The following is an 18,851-nucleotide window of genomic DNA, read 5'->3' as shown; positions in this document are numbered from 1 at the left end:
GGCGTGTCAGCTGGCGCTTGGGTTATCCACAGGCTGCTCGCTGAGCTTGTCGGCCAGGCGTACGAACGCGGCCAGGTCGAGCTGCTCCGGACGCAGGCTGCCGTCGACGCCGGCGGCTTCGATTTCGGCGCTGGTCAGCAGGGCCTTGAGGGTGTTGCGCAAGGTTTTGCGGCGCTGGTTGAAGGCTTCGCGGACGATGCGCTCCAGCAGGCGGTGATCCTTGGCCGGGTGCGGCAGCACGGCGTGAGGTACCAGGCGCACAATGGCCGAGTCGACTTTCGGTGGCGGGTTGAACGCGCCCGGACCGACGTTGAACAGGTGCTCCACGCGGCAGTGGTACTGCACCATGATCGACAGCCGCCCCCAATCACCGCCACCCGGACCGGCAGCGAGGCGCTCCACCACTTCTTTTTGCAGCATGAAGTGCATGTCGCGAATCAGGCTGGCGTTCTGCAGCAGGTGGAAGATCAGCGGGGTGGAGATGTTGTAGGGCAGGTTGCCGACCACCCGCAGGCTGTTCGGCTCGGCGCCCAGGGACTTGAAGTCGAACTTCAGGGCATCGCCCTGATGCAGGCTGAAATTGCTCTTGCCGGCGAATTGCTGGTTGAGGATCGGGATCAGGTCCTTGTCCAGTTCAACCACGTCCAGTTGCGCGCCGCTGTTGAGCAGGCCTTCGGTCAGTGCCCCTTGGCCCGGGCCGATTTCCAGCAGGCGGTCATCGGGCTTGGCATGAATCGAACGCAGAATGCGATCGATGACGCCGGCGTCGTGCAGGAAGTTCTGGCCGAAACGCTTGCGCGCCCGGTGTTGGTAATGCTCGGTCATATACGGGTCTCGGCCATCTGGTAGGCGGTTTCCAGGGCGACCTGCAGGCTGCCGGTGTCGATCCTGCCGCTGCCGGCCAGGTCCAGGGCGGTGCCGTGGTCGACCGAGGTGCGGATGATCGGCAAGCCGAGGGTCACATTGACCGCCGCGCCGAAGCCTTTGTACTTCAGTACGGGCAGGCCCTGGTCGTGGTACATCGCCAGCACTGCGTCGCAATGCTCCAGATATTTGGGGGTAAACAGAGTGTCGGCGGGCAACGGACCACGCAGGTCCATGCCTTCGGTGCGCAAGCGCTCTAAGGTGGGTTCGATAATGTCTATTTCTTCATGGCCCAGATGCCCGCCTTCGCCGGCATGAGGGTTGAGCCCGCAGACAAGGATGCGTGGCTGGGCGATGCCAAACTTGTTACGCAAGTCGGCATGCAGAATTCGGGTGACACGTTCCAGGCGTTCGCTGGTGATGGCGTCGGCAATCTCGCGCAGCGGCAGATGGGTGGTCACCAAGGCTACGCGCAGGCCGTGGGTCGCAAGCATCATCACCACTTGCTCGGTGTGGGTCAGGTCGGCCAGGAACTCGGTATGCCCGGAAAACGCAATGCCGGAGTCGTTGATCACGCCTTTGTGTACGGGGGCGGTGATCATCCCGGCAAAATGCCCATCCAGGCAGCCTTGGCCGGCGCGGGTCAGGGTCTCCAGGACGAACGCGGCATTGGCCTGATCCAGTTGACCGGCAACGACCTTGTTTTGCAGTGGCGTGTCCCAGACATACAGGCTGTTGGCCGGCGCAGGAGCATCCGGCAGGTTCGCCAGGGTGACCGGCAACAGGTCGACAGCCACACCCAGCTGCGCGGCCCGCTCAAGGAGCAGGTCGCGGCTGGTAATGGCGATCAGGGGGTGCGGCTGGGGTTGCGAGGCGAGCAGCAGGCACAGGTCAGGACCAATGCCGGCCGGCTCGCCGGGTGTCACAGCGAAACGCTGGGGTTTCACTGTGCAGCCTGGTCGGCGCCAGGGAGTTTGATCTCGACGTAGGCTTCGTCACGGATCTGACGCAACCAGGTCTGCAGCTCTTCGTCGTATTTGCGGTTACGCAGTACGGTCATCGCTTGCTGCTCACGGGCTTGGCTGGTGCTGTCGGTGGCGCGACGGCCAAGGACTTCCAGTACGTGCCAGCCATATGGGCTCTTGAACGGCTTCGACAGCTGACCTTGTGGGGTCTTGGCCATCACTTCGCGGAACTCTGGAACCAGGGCGTTCGGGTCGATCCAGTTCAGATCGCCGCCGTTGAGTGCCGATCCCGGGTCTTCCGAATAGCTTTTTGCCAGTTCGGCGAAGTCTTCACCGGCTTCGATCCGCTCGTAGAGCTTCTGCGCCAGGCGCTTGGTCTCTTCTTCGCTACGAATTTCACTTGGCTTGATCAGGATGTGACGCACGTGCACTTCATCGCGCACCTGATTGCCGCCACCGCGTTTCTCCAGGAGCTTAAGGATAATGAAGCCGCCAGGTGTGCGCGCTGGTTGGGTGATGTCGCCAACAGCCATGCTGCTCAGCTCACGGTCGAACGGAGGCGGCAGTTGCGCCGCCTTGCGCCAGCCCATGTCGCCGCCTTCCAGAGCGTTGTCGCTGCCGGATTTGGCAATTGCCAATTGGGCGAAGTCCGCACCTTGCTTGAGTTGCTGATAAACGTCCATCGCCTGGCGCGCAGCATTCTGAATGGCTTCAGAGTTGGCGCTTTCCGGGGTCGCAATCAGGATATTGGCCAAGTGCAGCTCTTCGGAGAGTTGCATCTTGCCCAAGTCCGATGCCAGGAAGTTTTTCACTTCCTGTTCGGAAACCTGGATGCGCTCGGCTACCCGGCGCTGACGAACACGGCTGATGATCATTTCGCGACGGACCTGGTCACGGGCGTCTTCATAAGACAAACCATCGTGAGCCAGTGCGGCGCGGAACTGATCGATCGTCATGTTGTTGCGTTGGGCGATGGTGCCGATGGCCTGGTTCAGCTCTTCATCGGTAATGCGGATGCCGGAACGTTCGCCGATCTGCAGTTGCAGGTTTTCGACGATCAGGCGTTCCAGTACCTGCTGTTCCAATACGCTGGTCGGCGGCAGGCCGGCGCCACGCTTGGCGATGGTCTGCTGCACTTCATGAACCCGCTGGTCCAGCTGGCTTTGCATGACCACGTCGTTATCAACGATGGCCACGACCTTGTCGATGGATTGCACCGCGGCGTTGGCCGCGGTACCCAGGAACAGCGCGCCCAGCATCAGCGGGCGCAGACAATCAGAAAGCTTGGTCTTCACGTTCACGATAACCTTGGATGCCTTTGTCGAGGAAGCTCTCTACCTTGGTACCAGTCAGCCCGCCCAGCCCTTTGAGGACAATTTGCAGGAAGAGGCCGTGGTCGCCTTTTTCATTGAGAGGAGCGATCTGCGTGTATTCGTCGTTGGAAACCCAGTAGCGATTGATCAGGCGCAGTTTCCAGCAGCAGTTGTCGTACTCGAAACCACCGAAGGCTTCCAGGGTACGGTTGCGGGCATAGTCGTACTGCCAGCGGCTGATGAGGTTCCACTGCGGAACGATCGGCCACATGACGGAGAAGTCATGTTGCTGGATCTTGTAGTAGTCCTTCACGAAGTTCTCTTGGCCCGGGGTACCGTAGTCGCCACCGAATTGCCATTTACCGGTCAACTGGTTGTAGACCACCTGGTCGTTGCGATAGCGATAGCCGGCATTGATGACCTTGTTCGGGTTGTCTTCAGGCTGGTAGTGGAACATTGCGCTGCCCGAGCGTGGGCTGTGGCTGTCCGGATCCCAGTTGTAGTCGGCGGTTGCGCGCCAGTCGCGGTTGAAGCGGAACTCGTAGTCCATGGCGATAGGCGACACATTGGATTGCGCGTCGGCGCGATCCTTGGCGACCACACCCGGCAATTGAACTTCGCGGTCCTTGAAGTACAGCGCCTGTCCGACGGATACCCGTTGACGTTGGAAGCCGTTTTCTTCGATCCAGCGACTGGTCACGCCCAGCGACAGTTTGTTCTCGTCGCCGATACGGTCGGAGCCGGAGAAGCGATTGTCACGAAACAGCGAGGCGTAGTTGAAGCTGTATTCGCTGGTGTCGAACACCGGAATATCGTCCTGATCCTTCTCGGGAACATAGAGATAGAACAGGCGTGGCTCCAGGGTCTGGTTGTAGGTCTTGCCGAACAGCTGGGTGTTGCGGTCGAAATAAAGGCCGCTGTCGACACTGGCGATCGGAATCGCACGGTCTTGGGAGCTTTTGAATTTCTGGCCCGCTAATGCCATTTGCGACTTGCCGGTGCCATCGAGGTCAAGATCGTACTTGGTGTACTCGTACTTGAGCTTCGGCGTGACATAGCCGTAGGTCCAGTTCAGCGGCAGTTCGACGCTAGGAGCGGCATTCAAACGAGTACCGTTGGCGCGAGTCAGGCCCGTGACGTAGGTATCCAGGCGGCGAGTGGAGAGGCCGCCCTCGTCGGTGAACATGCCATTTTGCAGATCCCGTTCAAACCGGACCGCTTCAGTTTCATAAGCGAAGTTCACCCCGCCTGGATGGTAAGGCAGCGCACCATTGAAGGTGATTTGCGGCAGGCGATTGTAGGGAGTGATCTCGGAAACGGTGGCCATTTCATAAGCCTGTGCATTGACGCGCGCGGTGTAGTTATCGCCGCGGTAGGTCACTGCGCCCTGCTGGTTCACGAAACTTTTGCTTTCGACGCCGATCTGGTCGGTCTGCAGATCCTGGAAGTAATACGGATCGCTGATCTTGGTGTAATCGACCTCGGTCAGGACGCGAGAGTCCAGGCCACCCTTGTGCTGCCAGTTGAGCATGTAGCGCGTCTTCTCGTAATCGGACTGCTGGCTACGCTCGTTGTTGTCGTCGTTGAGGTAGGCACCACCGAACTGTCCTTCGCTGGACTTGGTCAGGTAGCGGAACTCGCCTTCCATCAACATGCCGCGCTTGCTCATGTAGCGCGGGTACAACGTGGCATCGTAGTTGGGTGCCAGGTTGAAGTAGTACGGCGTGACCAGGGTAAATCCGCTTTCGCCACCGCTGCTGAAGCTTGGCGGCAGGAAGCCGGACTGGCGACGGTCATCGATCGGGAAGTAGATATACGGCGTGTACAGGACCGGGATGTCTCTGACGCGCAGGGTCACGTTGGTCGCGGTGCCGAAGCCGGTGGCCGGGTTCAAGGTGATGTTGTTGCCCTTGAGCTGCCAGGCGTTGCTGTTCGGCTCGCACGTCGTGTACGTACCATCCTTGAGGCGGATGATGGCGTTTTCCGCACGCTTGGCGTACAGCGCGTTACCGCGAATCCGCGATTTGTGCAGCACGTACTCGGCGTTGTCGACCTTGGCTTCACCGGTGTCGAGCTGGACTTCAGCGTGATCGCCGACCAGCAGGGCGCCGTTGTCGCGCACCCGAACGTTGCCGTTCAGTTCGCCACGGTTCTCGGCCTGATACAGGCTGGCTTCGTCAGCCTCGGCCTGCATGCTGCCCTGGCGCATGACCACGTCACCGGCGAGGGTGGCAACCTGCTCATCCTGCTGATAACGCGATGCCTTGGCGCCGATAAAGGTCGGGGCGTCACTTTTATTCGTCTTGTCATTCATGCCAGGACGAATTGGTTCGATATAGCTACCAGAGCAGTAAGGACCGGTCTCAGCCAATTGGGCAGGGGTCAGCTTATCCCGCGGTACCCAGTCGAGGTGACTGTAGTCGGCGCTGCGAGCCTTGAGGCCACGGCCTTTGGCTTCGGTAACCAGCACCGGCTTGTCACCGGCTTCTGCGGTGGAGCCGCTGTCTGTCGGGGTCGGGCTGCTGGAGCTGACCGAGCTGGCGTCATGCACCGGCCGCGGCGGCAATTGGGCCGAGTTGGTTTTCGGCGCACAGTCCCAGGCACCGGAAGCAGAGACTGAGCAGTCATACTGTTCCGCGGCGACCACGAATGAAGTGGCTAGAGGTTGCAGGGCCAGCAAACTGCCGGTAACCAACAACGGAAATTTTTTACGAAACGCGGGGGATTTCAATGCCATCTTATTAGTCCGGGCTTCCTGCGTGCCATCTGCCCGCGGTGTGGGCCGCACGCCTCTCGATGGTCTGAAAAAGATGCTGGATAATAAAGCATGACCCGCTTGACGGCTAGCGCCGTCGGAGACCCTTGCAATGCCTGACCAAGATGTACGCTTGCAACACCTGAAAGTTTGGCTCGATGAGCAGTTGGCAATCGTTTATGCCACCCATGGCTGGGGTGCCGTACCCCCGGCCACATTGACTGCAGCCAGCAGCGACGCGAGTTTCCGCCGGTATTTCCGCTGGCAGGGGGAGGGGCGCAGCTTTGTGGTAATGGATGCTCCGCCGCCCCAGGAAAACTGCAAACCCTTCGTGGATATTGCTCATTTGCTGGCCACATCCGGCATAAATGTGCCGAAAATTTATGCCGAGGATTTACCGCGCGGTTTTCTTTTGCTCAACGACCTGGGTAATCAGACCTACCTGGACGTGATCAACGAAGAGAATGCCGACACCTTGTTCAAGGATGCGCTGGCGGCATTGCTGGCTTTTCAGCAGCTGCCGATGGAGGCGCCATTGCCCAGCTACGATGACGCCCTGTTGCGCCGCGAGCTGCAATTGTTCCCCGAATGGTACGTGGGGCGCGAGCTGGCGGCAGAGCTGAATCCGCAGCAGCAAGCACAGTGGCAGCGGGTCAGCCAGGTGCTGATCGACAGTGCCCTGGCCCAGCCCAAGGTCCTGGTGCATCGCGACTATATGCCGCGCAACCTGATGCTCGGCCAGCCAAATCCAGGCGTGCTGGACTTCCAGGACGCGGTCTACGGCCCCGTGACCTACGACGTCACGTGCCTGTTCAAGGACGCCTTCCTCAGTTGGCCTGAGGCCCGGGTACGCGGCTGGCTCGAGGACTATTGGCAGCAAGCCGGTCGTGCTGGCATCCCGGTGCACGCCGATGTTGAAGATTTCCTGCGCGCCAGCGATCTGATGGGCGTACAGCGTCACCTCAAGGTGATCGGTATTTTCGCGCGGATCTGCCATCGCGATGGCAAGCCGCGCTACCTGGCCGATGTGCCGCGCTTCTTCGCTTATATAGAAGCGGTGGTGGCGCGTCGGCCTGAACTGGCGGAACTGGGCCAGTTGTTGGCCAGCCTGGGTCGTTCGCCTGGAGCCGCGCAATGAAGGCAATGATTCTTGCGGCCGGCAAAGGCGAGCGCATGCGCCCGTTGACGCTGACCACCCCCAAACCCCTGATTCGTGTGGCCGGTGTCCCGCTGATCGAATATCACCTGCGGGCGTTGGCTGCGGCAGGTTTTACCCAGGTCGTGATCAACCATGCCTGGCTGGGGCAACAGATCGAAGATCACCTGGGCGATGGCTCGGCGTTCGGGCTGAGCATTGCCTATTCGCCAGAGGCCGAGGCCCTGGAAACCGGCGGCGGGATCTTCCGCGCCCTGCCGTTGCTGGGGACTGAGCCGTTCCTGGTGGTCAATGGCGACATCTGGACGGACTACGACTTCGCTACCCTGCGCCAGCCGCGTCCCGGCCTGGCTCACCTGGTGATGGTGGACAACCCGCCCCATCACCCGGGCGGCGGTGATTTCTGCCTGGAAAACGGCCTGCTGCATGACGCAACGCCCGGCGCCGAGGCCCTGACCTTCAGTGGTATTTCGGTGATGCACCCCGAGCTGTTCGCCGACTGCGTGCCCGGTCCGTTCAAGCTGGCGCCGTTGCTGCGCCAGGCCATGGCTCGTGGTCAGGTCAGTGGCGAGCACATGCAGGGCCGCTGGGTCGATGTCGGCACCGTCGAGCGCCTGGCACAGGTGGAACAATTGCTAGAAGCGAGTCGCTGATATGTGGTGGCCAGGGACTCTGATCGGAGCCGGAGCGGGCTATGCCATAGCCAGTATTCCGGGGGCCATATTGGGTGCGCTGTTGGGCCAGGCGCTGGACCGGCGCCTGCAACTGCACAGCTGGGCGCAACTGCGCGAGCGCCTGGGCGGGCGCCCGGCGCTGCGCAACGATGAACTGTTGTTTGTCTTGCTCGGGCGTCTGGCCAAGAGCGATGGCCAGGTGGTGGATGGCCATATCCAGCAGGCGCGCCAGGAAATGCGCGCGCTGGACATGAACGAGTCGGCGCAGCGCCGGGCCATTGCCGCGTTCAACCGGGGCAAGTCGGGCAACGACTCCCTGCGCGGCTACCTGCGTCGCCTGAGCGCGCAGCCCCATGCCACCGAGGGCGTGTTGCGAGCTTGTTGGCGCATGGTCTGGGCTGACGCGCGGGCCAGCAGCGCCGAGCGCGAGTTGATTCAACTCTGGGGCAAGTGGCTGGGATGGACGCCGCAGCAGGTGCAGGCACTGGCGGCGGATTACGAGCCGGCTAGAAAGCCTGCGCTCAGCAGTGCCGGGGCGTATCAGGAAGCGCTGCGGCTACTCGGCGTATCGAGCACCAGTGAGCCGGCCCAGATCAAGCGCGCTTACCGGCGCCTCCTCAGTCGCCACCATCCGGACAAGATTGCCGGCAGCGGCGCCGGACCGGCTCAGGTACGTGAAGCCACGGAGAAAACCCGTGAATTGCACAGTGCCTATACGCTGATCCGTGAACGTCGGGACTTCCGCTGAAACAGCCGCCATCGTGGCCGGGGCCGCGATGGCGCAAGGCTCAGTCGGCGACGGGCTGCGGGCTCAGCCAGCCGCGCACACGGCGAAAGAGTTGCTCCTGCTGCGCCGCGCTGTTGCCGGGCAAGGCCTTGAGGGCGATCTGGGTAAAGGTCGACGTCTTTTGCCGTTTGCTGGCCTGGAGTCGCTCGAGTGCGGCTTTTTGCGCCAGGGGCGTGTCTTTATAGAAGAAGTCCGCGGTCGCCAGCTTCAGGGTCGGGGTCAGCTCGGCCAACGGCGGCTTGGCATTGGTCGGCACCTGGGCGGCGACCATGACGAATTTCTGCACCTGGGAGGGCTGCTTTTCACTCAGGTAGCGCGCGGCCCAGTAGGCGCCCGTGCCGTGTCCAAGGAGGACGATGCTGCGGGCATTCTGCTGCTCGGCAAAGGCCAGGGCGGCGTCGATCCGGGCGAAGATCCGCTCGGCATCGGCCTTGCTTTGTTCTTCGGTGCTCTCGGCCACCGCGCGATCGGCGATATCGGCTTCACCGCCAGCAGCCTGTTCGATCGGCTTGGCTTCGGTGCTGGCGTCCTTGCTGCTGGTGTCCTTGGTCGGCGGCGCCGGGGCGGCTTCGACGATGCGTGGCGTGCTGGCCTCGCTCGACAGGTCTGGCAGGGTCAGGCTCAGGCTGGACCATTCGACATCCGGCAGTTTGTTGCGCAGCGGAGCGATTGCTTGCGGCCAGTCAGCCGTTTCGCCGGCGCCCGGGACGATAATCACCGCGCCCTGGGGCTCGCTGGTGTTGGCCGGTTTCCACAGGGCGAGGAAGGTGTCGCCGCCAGCCTGCAATTGCTGTTGTTCCTGTTGCGGGATACGGCGCTCAAGGGCGAGCGCATCTTCCTGGCTACGCTCCAGCAAGGGTTGGCGTTCGGCGGGTTTTTCCTGGGCCGCCTTGTCGCCGGCAGCAGGCGCCGGATCGGCAGCCTGGACGGAAAGGGCACAAGGCAACAGCAGCGACAGGCACAATGCGTTCAGTGCCGAGCGGTAAACGAAGGGCATCGGAGATTCCAGGCCAGAAGTAATTCCGGCAGCCTAATGGGTTGGTCAGTATTTGTCAGTGTGCGAGAGTTCGGATGATGCTTTTTCGCTGTCTGTTGGTTATCGGCTGGCTGAGTTTTCCCTTGATGGCCTGGGCGGCTCCCGGGCCCCATGTGCCTGCGGCCAACCTGAGTGCCGGACAGCGCGAATGGCTGGTCCAGCACCCTGAACTGCGGGTTGGCGTGGTGTTGCAGGCGCCCTTCGCCCAATACGACCGGCGCTTGCAGCGGTTGTCCGGGGTCAATGTCGAGTTGATGCAGTGGGTGGGCCGGGCGCTGCAGGTCGAACTGAGCTGGCGTAACTTTCCGGATCAGGCGCAGTTGGAGAGAGCATTGCGCGAAGGTGAGGTAGACCTCGCGCCAGGCCTGACCCAAACCCCCGCTGGCCTGCGCCTGTGGCAATTCAGCGACCCTTATATGCGGGTCCCGCAATTGGTGGTCGGCGAACGCCAGGGCGCCGGCGCGGTGGAACTGGAGAAACTCGACGCCCAATCTCGGGTAGCCGTACGCATGCCCGGTGCCGTGGCTGACTACCTGCGGGCCACTTATCCCAATCTGAATCTGCAAGGGGTGCCGCTGGAGCGCCAGGCCTTGCAACTGCTGTTGAGTCAGCAGGCGCGCTATGCGGTGATCGATGAGGCCCAACTCAGCCGCTTGTCCAGCGAACCGGAGTTCGCCGGCCTGGCGGTGGTCGGTGATATCGGCCTGCCGCAATTGCTGCGGGTCGCCACGCGCCGTGACTGGCCGGAGCTGGCCGGCATCATTGAGCGAGCGCTGCATGCCATTCCCGCCCGGGACATCGAGCAGTTGCACAATCGCTGGCTGCAGCCGCAATACCCACGGCTGGCGGAGTCCCCGGGGTTCTGGCAGAACCTCAGCCTGTTGTTCGCGGTGCTGTTTTTCGCCTGCCTGGGGATCCTGTTCTGGCAGCGGCGCCAACAGCGTGGGCTGGAGCAGCGCCTGCTGGCGGCCCGGGCCGATATCGCCCTGCGTGAAACGGCCGAGGAGGCGCTGCGCCTGACCCAGTTTTCCATCGATCAGAGCACCGTGGGCATTCTCTGGGTCAATTGGGACAGCCACGTTCGCTACGCCAACCGGGCCGCCGAAGACATGCTCGGTTACCCCGCCGGCGGGGTCATCGACCGCCCGCTGATCGACTTCGAGCCCACCCTGCACATGGACCGCTGGCTCGGCTTGTGGAAGCGCGCCCGGGCCAGCGAAGGCTCCGCGCAAAGTTTTGAAACCCGTTGCGTGCGGGCCGATGGCAGCATCCTGCCGGCCGATGTGTCCCTGAGCTTCCTGCGCTTTCGCGACAGCGAGTACCTGGTGGTTTACCTCAACGACGTCACCGAACGCCGTCGGGCCTTGGCCGCGTTGCAGGAAAGCGAGGCGCGGCTGCAAGGCATCGCCGCCAATGTGCCGGGGCTGGTGTTCCGCCTGGAGCGGGCGCCGGTCACCGGGCAGATCGATTTCGCCTACATCAGCGAAGGCAGCGAGAGCCTGGTGGGTTACGCCCCAGCGGTGCTCAGCCAGCGCGATACCGGATTGCGCAGCCTGGTCCATCCGGATGACAAGGCCAGCTACCACCGGACCCAGGACCTGGCCCTGGACACCGACAGCGACTGGTCCTGGCAGGGGCGGATTCTTACGCGCCAGGGCGAGCAGCGCTGGGCCGAGATCAAGGCCGTCACCCGCCGCCTCGACGATGGCGCCTTTGTCTGGGACGGCATCGTCTGGGACATCAGCGAAAGCAAGCGCATCGAACTGGAGCTGGCCGCCTCTCGCGAGCAACTGCGGGAGCTGTCGGCGCACCTGGAAAGCGTGCGCGAAGAGGAAAAGGCCCGTATCGCCCGTGAGGTGCATGACGAACTGGGGCAGATGCTGACGGTGCTCAAGCTGGAAACCTCGATGTGCGAGCTGGCCTATGCCCAGCTCGATCCTGGTCTGCAGGAGCGTCTCAACAGCATGAAGCGCCTGATCGCCCAGTTGTTCCAACTGGTCCGCGATGTGGCCACGGCCCTGCGCCCGCCGATCCTCGACGCCGGGATTGCCTCGGCTATCGAATGGCAGGCCCGGCGTTTCGAGGCGCGCACCCAGATCCCGTGCCTGGTGCAGGTGCCGGACAACCTGCCCTTGCTCAGCGATGCCAAGGCCATTGGTTTGTTTCGGATCCTGCAAGAGGCCCTGACCAATGTCATGCGCCATGCCCAGGCGCATACTGTCGAACTGAGCCTGGTGCTTGAGGGCAACGAGTTGTGCATGAGCATCAGTGATGACGGCCAGGGTTTCGTGGTCGACTCCGGCCGCCCCACATCCTTCGGGTTGGTGGGTATGCGTGAACGGGTGTTGATCATGGGCGGCAGCCTGGACTTGCACAGCGAGCAGGGTGAGGGCACGTCCCTCACCGTTCGGGTGCCGCTGGATCCATAGACCGTGAAGCCTGCAACGATCGCCCTAATAAAGAGGAGAAACGAGTGATCCGTGTACTGGTAGCCGAAGACCACACCATCGTGCGTGAGGGCATCAAGCAACTGATCGGCCTGGCCAAGGACCTGACGGTGGTGGGGGAGGCAAGCAACGGCGAGCAATTGCTCGAAACCCTGCGCCACGTTCCCTGCGAGGTGGTGCTGCTGGATATCTCCATGCCCGGGGTCAACGGCCTGGAGGCGATTCCACGGATTCGTGCGTTGCACAATCCGCCGGCGATCCTGGTGTTGTCGATGCATGACGAAGCGCAAATGGCGGCCCGCGCCCTCAAAGTCGGCGCCGCCGGCTATGCCACCAAGGACAGCGATCCCGCGCTACTGCTGACCGCCATTCGCAAAGTCGCGGCGGGCGGTCGTTATATCGACCCCGACCTGGCCGACCGCATGGTGTTCGAGGTTGGCCTGACCGATTCCCGACCCTTGCATTCGCTGCTCTCGGAGCGCGAGTTTTCAGTGTTCGAACGCCTGGCCCAGGGCGCCAACGTCAATGACATCGCCCAGCAACTGGCCCTGAGCAGCAAGACCATCAGCACCCACAAGGCGCGGCTGATGCAGAAACTCAACATCACCTCTCTCGCCGAGCTGGTGAAATACGCCATGGAGCACAAACTGCTCTGACCAGCCCCTCACCGCCAAAAAGGGCGACATACCCATTTGCGACATCCCCACTCCAGGGCTTTTGCCTGTTCTTGCCGCTTACAGCGTGTCGCTAGCTGCTGCTCTTATCTATCCCCGCCATCCTTGTAGGGCAATCCCTACAAGGAACCTTCCAAGCACCTGAGGCAAATCTCTCCTACCCCCCGATTTGCGGGGCCTGTGGCCTCCACTAGGCTTAGTCCACAGCAGTCCTATATATGAAGAACACAAAGGTGCGGGTATGAGCGAGGTCGATTCAAGCGCTGGGGCGAGTGATGTTCTGGTCAGCTTTCGTGGAGTGCAAAAGAGCTACGACGGCGAGAACCTGATCGTCAAAGACCTCAACCTGGAGATTCGCAAAGGCGAATTCCTCACCTTGCTCGGGCCTTCCGGCTCCGGCAAGACCACCAGCCTGATGATGCTGGCCGGTTTCGAGACCCCGACTGCCGGCGAGATCCAGCTGGCCGGTCGCTCCATCAACAACGTGCCGCCGCACAAGCGCGACATCGGCATGGTGTTCCAGAACTACGCGCTGTTCCCGCACATGACCGTGGCCGAGAACCTGGCGTTCCCGTTGTCGGTGCGCGGTCTCAGCAAGACCGACGTCAGTGAGCGGGTCAAGCGCGTGCTGAGCATGGTCCAGCTCGATGCCTTCGCCCAGCGTTACCCGGCGCAACTCTCCGGTGGCCAGCAACAGCGGGTGGCCCTGGCCCGGGCATTGGTGTTCGAGCCGCAACTGGTGCTGATGGACGAACCCCTGGGGGCGCTGGACAAACAGCTGCGTGAGCATATGCAGATGGAGATCAAGCACCTGCACCAGCGCCTCGGCGTGACTGTGGTCTACGTGACCCATGACCAGGGCGAAGCCTTGACCATGTCCGACCGGGTGGCGGTGTTCCATCAAGGCGAGATCCAGCAGATCGCCCCGCCGCGCACGCTTTATGAAGAGCCGAAGAACACCTTCGTCGCCAACTTCATCGGCGAAAACAACCGCCTCAATGGGCGCCTGCACAGCCACACCGGTGATCGCTGCGTGGTTGAGCTGGGCCGTGGCGAGAAGGTCGAGGCGCTGGCGGTCAACGTCGGCCAGATCGGCGGTCCGGTCACCCTGTCCATCCGCCCGGAGCGCGTGAGCCTCAACGGTTCCAGCGAAAGTTGCGTTAACCGCTTCTCGGGAAGGGTGGCGGAATTCATCTATCTGGGCGACCACGTCCGGGTTCGCCTGGAAGTCTGTGGCAAGACCGACTTCTTTGTGAAACAGCCGATTGCCGAGCTCGATCCTGCGCTGGCGGTGGGCGATGTGGTTCCGCTTGGCTGGCAAGTCGAGCACGTTCGTGCGCTCGACCCACTTCTAGAGGCGCATTGATCGCCCCCTTGCTTCACCAACCCTGCACGTGGAGAACACAATAAATGTTGAGATCCCTGAAATTCACCGCCCTGACCCTGGGCTTGATGGGTGCGGCAAACGCGATGGCGGCAGGCCCGGACCTGACGGTGGTGTCCTTTGGCGGCGCGAACAAGGCGGCCCAGGTCAAAGCCTTCTATGCCCCGTGGGAAGCGGCAGGTCACGGCAAGATCGTGGCGGGCGAATACAACGGCGAGATGGCCAAGGTCAAAGCCATGGTCGACACCAAAAGCGTGTCCTGGGACCTGGTCGAGGTTGAGTCGCCTGAACTGTCCCGTGGGTGCGACGAGGACATGTTCGAGCAACTGGACCCGGCGCTGTTCGGCAAGTCTGAAGACTACGTCAAGGGCGCGATTCAGCCGTGCGGCGTGGGTTTCTTCGTTTGGTCCACCGTGCTGGCCTACAACGCCGACAAGCTGAAGACCGCGCCCACCAGCTGGGCGGATTTCTGGGACACCAAGCAGTTCCCGGGCAAGCGTGGCCTGCGTAAAGGCGCCAAGTACACCCTGGAATTCGCCTTGATGGCCGACGGCGTGGCGCCCAAGGACGTGTACAAAGTGCTGGCCGGCAAAGATGGCCAGGACCGTGCCTTCAAGAAGCTCGACGAACTCAAGCCGAGCATCCAATGGTGGGAAGCCGGTGCCCAGCCACCGCAGTACCTGGCCTCGGGTGACGTGGTCATGAGCTCGGCCTACAACGGTCGGATCGCCGCGGTACAGAAAGAAAGCAACCTCAAGGTGGTGTGGAACGGCGGCATCTACGACTTCGATGCCTGGGCCATTCCACGTGGCCTGGACAAGGCCCGTGCAGAAGCGGCGAAGAAATTCATCGCGTTCTCGGTCATGCCGCAGCAGCAGAAGACCTACTCGGAAAACATCGCCTACGGCCCGGCCAACACCCAAGCCGTGCCGTTGTTGCCCAAGGACGTGCTGAAAGACATGCCGACCACCCCGGAAAACATCGCCAACCAGGTGCAGATCGACGTCAGCTTCTGGGCTGATAACGGCGAGCAACTGGAACAGCGCTTCAACGCCTGGGCGGCCAAGTAAGGCGCCGTGCAAACGCGGCGTCACCCCTGGGTGACGCCGCCATCGTTTAAAGTTTTGCGGAGTTTGTCATGGCCATCACCGTTCCCCTGAACGAGGTCACCAGCCCCACCTTGAAGCAGCGCCTGGCACGTGCCGAGCGGGTCAACCGCTGGAAGGCGCAGGCCCTGATCGCGCCCCTGGTGCTGTTTCTGTTGCTGGTGTTCCTGGTGCCGATTGTGGCGCTGCTGTACAAAAGCGTCGGTAACCCGGAAGTGGTCGGTGGCATGCCGCGTACCGTGGCCGCGGTGACCAGTTGGGATGGTCGCGGCCTGCCGGCCGAGCCGGTGTACCAAGCCTTGAGCGAAGACCTGGCCGAGGCCCGCAAGAATCAAACCCTGGGCGATCTGTCCAAGCGCCTGAACATGGAGTTGGCCGGCTATCGCAGCCTGCTGACCAAAACCGCCCGCGCCTTGCCGTTCAAGGAGCAGCCGGCTTCTTACAAGGAAGCCATGGAAGCCCTGGACGAGCGTTGGGGCGACCCGGCCTACTGGCAGGCGATCCGCCGCAACACCAGTAGCCTGACGCCGTATTACCTGCTGGCGGCCGTCGACCATCGGATCGACGACCTCGGCGAAGTGGCTCCGGCCACCCCGGACCAGTCGATCTACCTCGATATTTTTGCCCGCACCTTCTGGATGGGCCTGGTGATCACCGCCATCTGCCTGGTGCTGGCTTATCCCCTGGCGTACCTGCTGGCCAACCTGCCGGCGCGCAAGAGCAACCTGTTGATGATCCTGGTGCTGCTGCCGTTCTGGACCTCGATCCTGGTCCGGGTGGCAGCCTGGATCGTGCTGCTGCAATCGGGCGGGCTGATCAATGGCGCCCTGCTGGCCATGGGCGTGATCGATAAACCGCTGGAGCTGGTGTTCAATCGCACCGGGGTCTACATCTCCATGGTGCACATCCTGCTGCCGTTCATGATTCTGCCGATCTACAGCGTGATGAAAGGCATCTCGCCGACCTACATGCGGGCGGCGATCTCCCTGGGCTGCCATCCGTTCGCCAGCTTCTGGCGGGTGTATTTCCCGCAGACCTATGCCGGTGTCGGCGCCGGTTGCCTGTTGGTGTTCATTCTGGCCATCGGCTACTACATCACCCCGGCGCTGCTGGGCAGCCCGAACGATCAAATGGTCAGCTACTTCGTCGCCTTCTACACCAACACCAGTATCAACTGGGGCATGGCGACCGCACTGGGTGGGCTGCTGCTGTTGGCGACCATCGTGCTCTATCTGATTTACAGCTGGCTGGTAGGCGCCAGTCGCCTGCGCCTGAGCTAAGGAGAGAATCGAAATGCTGAGCCCTTACATGTCGCCCGTCGAGCGGGTCTGGTTCTACAGCTTGCGCATTCTCTGCGGGCTGATCCTGCTGTTCCTGATTCTGCCGGTGCTGGTGATCATCCCGCTGTCGTTCAACTCGGGGAGTTTTCTGGTGTACCCGTTGCAGGGCTTCTCGCTGCACTGGTACCAGGACTTCTTCGCCTCCGCCGAATGGATGCGCGCCCTGAAGAACAGCATCATCGTCGCCCCGGCGGCCACGGTGCTGGCGATGATCTTCGGCACCCTGGCGGCCATCGGCCTGACCCGCGGCGACTTCCCGGGCAAGGCACTGGTGATGGCGCTGGTGATCTCGCCGATGGTGGTGCCGGTGGTGATCATCGGTGTTGCCAGCTACCTGTTCTTCGCTCCGCTGGGCATGGGCAATAGCTTCTTCTCGCTGATCGTGGTGCATGCGGTGCTGGGGGTGCCCTTTGTGATCATCACCGTCTCGGCCACCTTGCAGGGGTTCAACCACAACCTGGTGCGGGCGGCGGCCAGCCTGGGCGCGTCGCCGCTGACGGCGTTTCGCCGGGTGACCTTGCCACTGATCGCGCCGGGGGTGATCAGCGGAGCCCTGTTCGCTTTTGCCACCTCGTTCGATGAAGTGGTGGTGACCCTGTTTCTCGCCGGCCCGGAACAGGCAACCCTGCCACGGCAGATGTTCAGCGGCATCCGCGAAAACCTCAGCCCGACCATCGCCGCAGCGGCAACACTGCTGATCGCCTTCTCGGTGGTGCTGTTGCTGACCCTGGAATGGCTGCGCGGGCGCAGTGAGAAACTGCGTACCGCACAAGTCTGAATCCTCTCGGCGGCCTTGGACCAAGGTCGGGGCCGCCGCGCAACACCTGCCTGCCGATCAGCCGTAAACTTCGCGTCCCACAAGCCGACCGCGGAGTCCCGGGTGAACTTCAACGATGCCAGTTTCGAAGAGCTGCTCAATGCCCTGCATGACGGTGTCTACATCACCGACGGCCAGGGCAAGACCCTCAAGGTCAACCAGGCCTACGAACGGCTGACCGGCTTGAGCGGCGCCGATTTGCTCGGGCGGCAGATGCAGGAACTGGTCAAGTCCGGGCTGATTTCCCAGTCCGCCTCGTTACGCGTGCTGCAGGACGGCAAACCGACGTCGGTGATGCAGAGCCTGAGCCAGGGCAAAAAACTGTTGGTCAGTGCTACGCCGATCCTGGCGGCCGACCAGAGCATCCGCTACGTGGTCAGCACCGTGCGGGACATGACCGAACTGCTGCGCATGAAGCGCGAGCGCGACGAGTTGCAGCAGCTCAAGCAATTGCGCAACAGCACCGCCCGGTTGCACGCCGGCCAGCGCGACAACCTGCTGCAATCACCCCTGATGGCCGACCAGGAAGTCTCCGGGCGGGTGTTCGCCCTGGCGCGGCAGGTGGCCGACTGCGATGTGAAGGTTTTGCTCCAGGGCGAGACCGGTGTCGGCAAGACCTTGGTGGCGCAGTACATTCACAATGCCAGCGGGCGCGCCCGCGAACCCTTCCTCGCGCTCAATTGTGGGGCCTTGCCGGAAAACCTGATCGAGGCCGAGCTGTTCGGCTACGCCCCGGGGGCCTTTACCGGTGCCGGCAGCAAGGGCAAGCGCGGGCTGCTGGAGTTGGCGCACAACGGCACGCTGTTTCTCGATGAAATCGGCGACCTGCCGCTGGCGGTGCAGGTCAAGCTGCTCAAGGTGATCGAGGAAAACCGCTTTATCCCGGTGGGCGGCCTGGAGCTCAAGGAAGTCGATGTGCGCATCATCAGCGCCACCCACCACGACCTCAAGCAACGGGTGGCCGAGGGCAAGTTCCGCGCCGACCTGTACTACCGGCTGAATGTGGTGCCGATCATGATTCCGGCATTGCGCGAGCGCAGCGAGGAGGTCGGGCCCTTGCTCGAGTACTACCTGCAGCACTTCAACCAGCGCTATCAGCGCCAGGCGCAATGGAGCCTGGAAGCCCTCGACTTGCTGGGGGAGTACGCCTGGCCGGGCAATATCCGCGAGCTGATCAACGTGGTCGAGCGTCTGGTGGTGACCTGCAGCAACCCCGTGATCGAAGCCCTGGACCTGCCCGAGGAAATCATCGATGTGCAGGCGCGCAACACCGATGACAGCCGCCTACCGCTGCGCAAGGTGTTGGAGAACGCCGAGCGCCAGGCCATACGTTCAGCCTTGCAGCTGCACAAGACCACCCGCCTGGCGGCCAAGGCGCTGGGGGTGAGCCAGGCCACGGTGGTGCAGAAGATGAAGCGCTGGGAGCGCTCTGATTAGATTGCTGATCAAGGGCCGCTCGGTTGATTAGAAAACCAATCGCAAGTGCCCGGTCATTTGCCCCTCGCACCACGGCAGGCCTTGATCTACAAGGCC

At 62.4% G+C, this 18,851-nt stretch carries 15 protein-coding genes; 10 read left to right on the top strand and 5 right to left on the bottom strand.

Annotation, left to right across the window (positions count from 1 at the left end):
* Positions 1–6: 6 nt before the first annotated feature.
* From rsmA to JFU57_RS04510, 4 genes are read right to left on the bottom strand one after another with little or no spacing between them, the layout of a single operon-like run.
* Positions 7–825 carry a 16S rRNA (adenine(1518)-N(6)/adenine(1519)-N(6))-dimethyltransferase RsmA gene (rsmA, locus tag JFU57_RS04525; protein ID WP_020295466.1) on the bottom strand — a complete coding sequence of 273 codons (819 nt, stop codon included), beginning with the start codon at positions 823–825 and terminating at the stop codon, positions 7–9.
* Positions 822–1,811: a 4-hydroxythreonine-4-phosphate dehydrogenase PdxA gene (gene pdxA, locus JFU57_RS04520; RefSeq protein ID WP_078472877.1), complete on the bottom strand. Its 990-nt coding sequence runs from the start codon at positions 1,809–1,811 to the stop codon at positions 822–824. Before pdxA ends, rsmA begins: the two co-directional genes overlap by 4 nt.
* Complete coding sequence (gene surA / locus JFU57_RS04515) at positions 1,808–3,124, bottom strand: peptidylprolyl isomerase SurA (protein WP_020295468.1); 1,317 nt, start codon at positions 3,122–3,124, stop codon at positions 1,808–1,810. Before surA ends, pdxA begins: the two co-directional genes overlap by 4 nt.
* On the bottom strand, positions 3,105–5,879 hold the full coding sequence (locus JFU57_RS04510) for an LPS-assembly protein LptD (protein WP_201128274.1): 2,775 nt from the start codon (positions 5,877–5,879) through the stop codon (positions 3,105–3,107). The genes surA and JFU57_RS04510 overlap by 20 nt, the downstream gene beginning before the upstream one ends.
* A gap of 130 nt (positions 5,880–6,009) precedes the next feature.
* Here JFU57_RS04510 and JFU57_RS04505 point away from each other — a divergent pair, with 130 nt between their 5' ends.
* From JFU57_RS04505 to JFU57_RS04495, 3 genes are read left to right on the top strand one after another with little or no spacing between them, the layout of a single operon-like run.
* On the top strand, positions 6,010–7,035 hold the full coding sequence (locus JFU57_RS04505) for an aminoglycoside phosphotransferase family protein (protein WP_201128273.1): 1,026 nt from the start codon (positions 6,010–6,012) through the stop codon (positions 7,033–7,035).
* Positions 7,032–7,706: an N-acetylmuramate alpha-1-phosphate uridylyltransferase MurU gene (murU, locus tag JFU57_RS04500; RefSeq protein ID WP_078472880.1), complete on the top strand. Its 675-nt coding sequence runs from the start codon at positions 7,032–7,034 to the stop codon at positions 7,704–7,706. The genes JFU57_RS04505 and murU overlap by 4 nt, the downstream gene beginning before the upstream one ends.
* Position 7,707: 1 nt before the next feature.
* Complete coding sequence (locus JFU57_RS04495; protein WP_078472881.1) at positions 7,708–8,475, top strand: TerB family tellurite resistance protein; 768 nt, start codon at positions 7,708–7,710, stop codon at positions 8,473–8,475.
* A gap of 40 nt (positions 8,476–8,515) precedes the next feature.
* On the opposite strand, the gene JFU57_RS04490 is transcribed toward JFU57_RS04495, so the two are convergent.
* A complete protein-coding gene (locus tag JFU57_RS04490) occupies positions 8,516–9,511 on the bottom strand; it encodes an alpha/beta hydrolase family protein (protein WP_201128268.1) in 996 nt (331 codons plus the stop codon).
* A 74-nt stretch (positions 9,512–9,585) separates the two neighbouring features.
* Between JFU57_RS04490 and JFU57_RS04485 the strand changes: the two genes are divergently transcribed.
* From JFU57_RS04485 to JFU57_RS04455, 7 genes are all read left to right on the top strand, one after another.
* Positions 9,586–11,979, top strand: coding sequence for a PAS domain-containing sensor histidine kinase (locus JFU57_RS04485; protein ID WP_201128267.1), 2,394 nt, complete (start codon positions 9,586–9,588; stop codon positions 11,977–11,979).
* 44 nt (positions 11,980–12,023) lie between these two features.
* Positions 12,024–12,653 (top strand): response regulator, encoded by a 630-nt coding sequence (locus JFU57_RS04480; RefSeq protein WP_020295475.1) that lies wholly within the window; start codon positions 12,024–12,026, stop codon positions 12,651–12,653.
* Positions 12,654–12,912: 259 nt separating this feature from the next.
* Positions 12,913–14,037, top strand: a complete 1,125-nt coding sequence (locus JFU57_RS04475) for an ABC transporter ATP-binding protein (protein WP_020295476.1) — start codon at positions 12,913–12,915, stop codon at positions 14,035–14,037.
* 44 nt (positions 14,038–14,081) lie between these two features.
* The gene (locus JFU57_RS04470) at positions 14,082–15,125 is read left to right on the top strand and encodes an ABC transporter substrate-binding protein (RefSeq protein ID WP_020295477.1); all 1,044 of its coding nucleotides are present in this window, start codon (positions 14,082–14,084) and stop codon (positions 15,123–15,125) included.
* Positions 15,126–15,193: 68 nt separating this feature from the next.
* Positions 15,194–16,441, top strand: a complete 1,248-nt coding sequence (locus JFU57_RS04465; protein ID WP_078472885.1) for an ABC transporter permease — start codon at positions 15,194–15,196, stop codon at positions 16,439–16,441.
* Positions 16,442–16,454: 13 nt separating this feature from the next.
* A complete protein-coding gene (locus JFU57_RS04460) occupies positions 16,455–17,279 on the top strand; it encodes an ABC transporter permease (protein WP_020295479.1) in 825 nt (274 codons plus the stop codon).
* Between the two features lie 102 nt (positions 17,280–17,381).
* Positions 17,382–18,755 (top strand): sigma-54 interaction domain-containing protein, encoded by a 1,374-nt coding sequence (locus JFU57_RS04455; RefSeq protein ID WP_078472886.1) that lies wholly within the window; start codon positions 17,382–17,384, stop codon positions 18,753–18,755.
* Positions 18,756–18,851 lie beyond the last annotated feature (96 nt).

It is taken from the genome of Pseudomonas sp. TH07 (genome assembly GCF_016651285.1).
In the GTDB taxonomy this organism is placed as follows: Bacteria; Pseudomonadota; Gammaproteobacteria; order Pseudomonadales; family Pseudomonadaceae; genus Aquipseudomonas.
The sequence above is the reverse complement of the archived record's forward strand: the minus strand, read 5'-3'. Positions and strand labels throughout refer to the sequence as shown.

Coding starts and splice junctions, on each gene's coding strand:
- rsmA (WP_020295466.1), bottom strand. CDS start 825: ATGACCGAGCATTACCAACACCGGGCGCGCAAGCGTTTCGGCCAGAAC.
- JFU57_RS04510 (WP_201128274.1), bottom strand. CDS start 5,879: ATGGCATTGAAATCCCCCGCGTTTCGTAAAAAATTTCCGTTGTTGGTT.
- JFU57_RS04505 (WP_201128273.1), top strand. CDS start 6,010: ATGCCTGACCAAGATGTACGCTTGCAACACCTGAAAGTTTGGCTCGAT.
- murU (WP_078472880.1), top strand. CDS start 7,032: ATGAAGGCAATGATTCTTGCGGCCGGCAAAGGCGAGCGCATGCGCCCG.
- JFU57_RS04495 (WP_078472881.1), top strand. CDS start 7,708: ATGTGGTGGCCAGGGACTCTGATCGGAGCCGGAGCGGGCTATGCCATA.
- JFU57_RS04490 (WP_201128268.1), bottom strand. CDS start 9,511: ATGCCCTTCGTTTACCGCTCGGCACTGAACGCATTGTGCCTGTCGCTG.
- JFU57_RS04485 (WP_201128267.1), top strand. CDS start 9,586: ATGATGCTTTTTCGCTGTCTGTTGGTTATCGGCTGGCTGAGTTTTCCC.
- JFU57_RS04475 (WP_020295476.1), top strand. CDS start 12,913: ATGAGCGAGGTCGATTCAAGCGCTGGGGCGAGTGATGTTCTGGTCAGC.
- JFU57_RS04470 (WP_020295477.1), top strand. CDS start 14,082: ATGTTGAGATCCCTGAAATTCACCGCCCTGACCCTGGGCTTGATGGGT.
- JFU57_RS04465 (WP_078472885.1), top strand. CDS start 15,194: ATGGCCATCACCGTTCCCCTGAACGAGGTCACCAGCCCCACCTTGAAG.
- JFU57_RS04460 (WP_020295479.1), top strand. CDS start 16,455: ATGCTGAGCCCTTACATGTCGCCCGTCGAGCGGGTCTGGTTCTACAGC.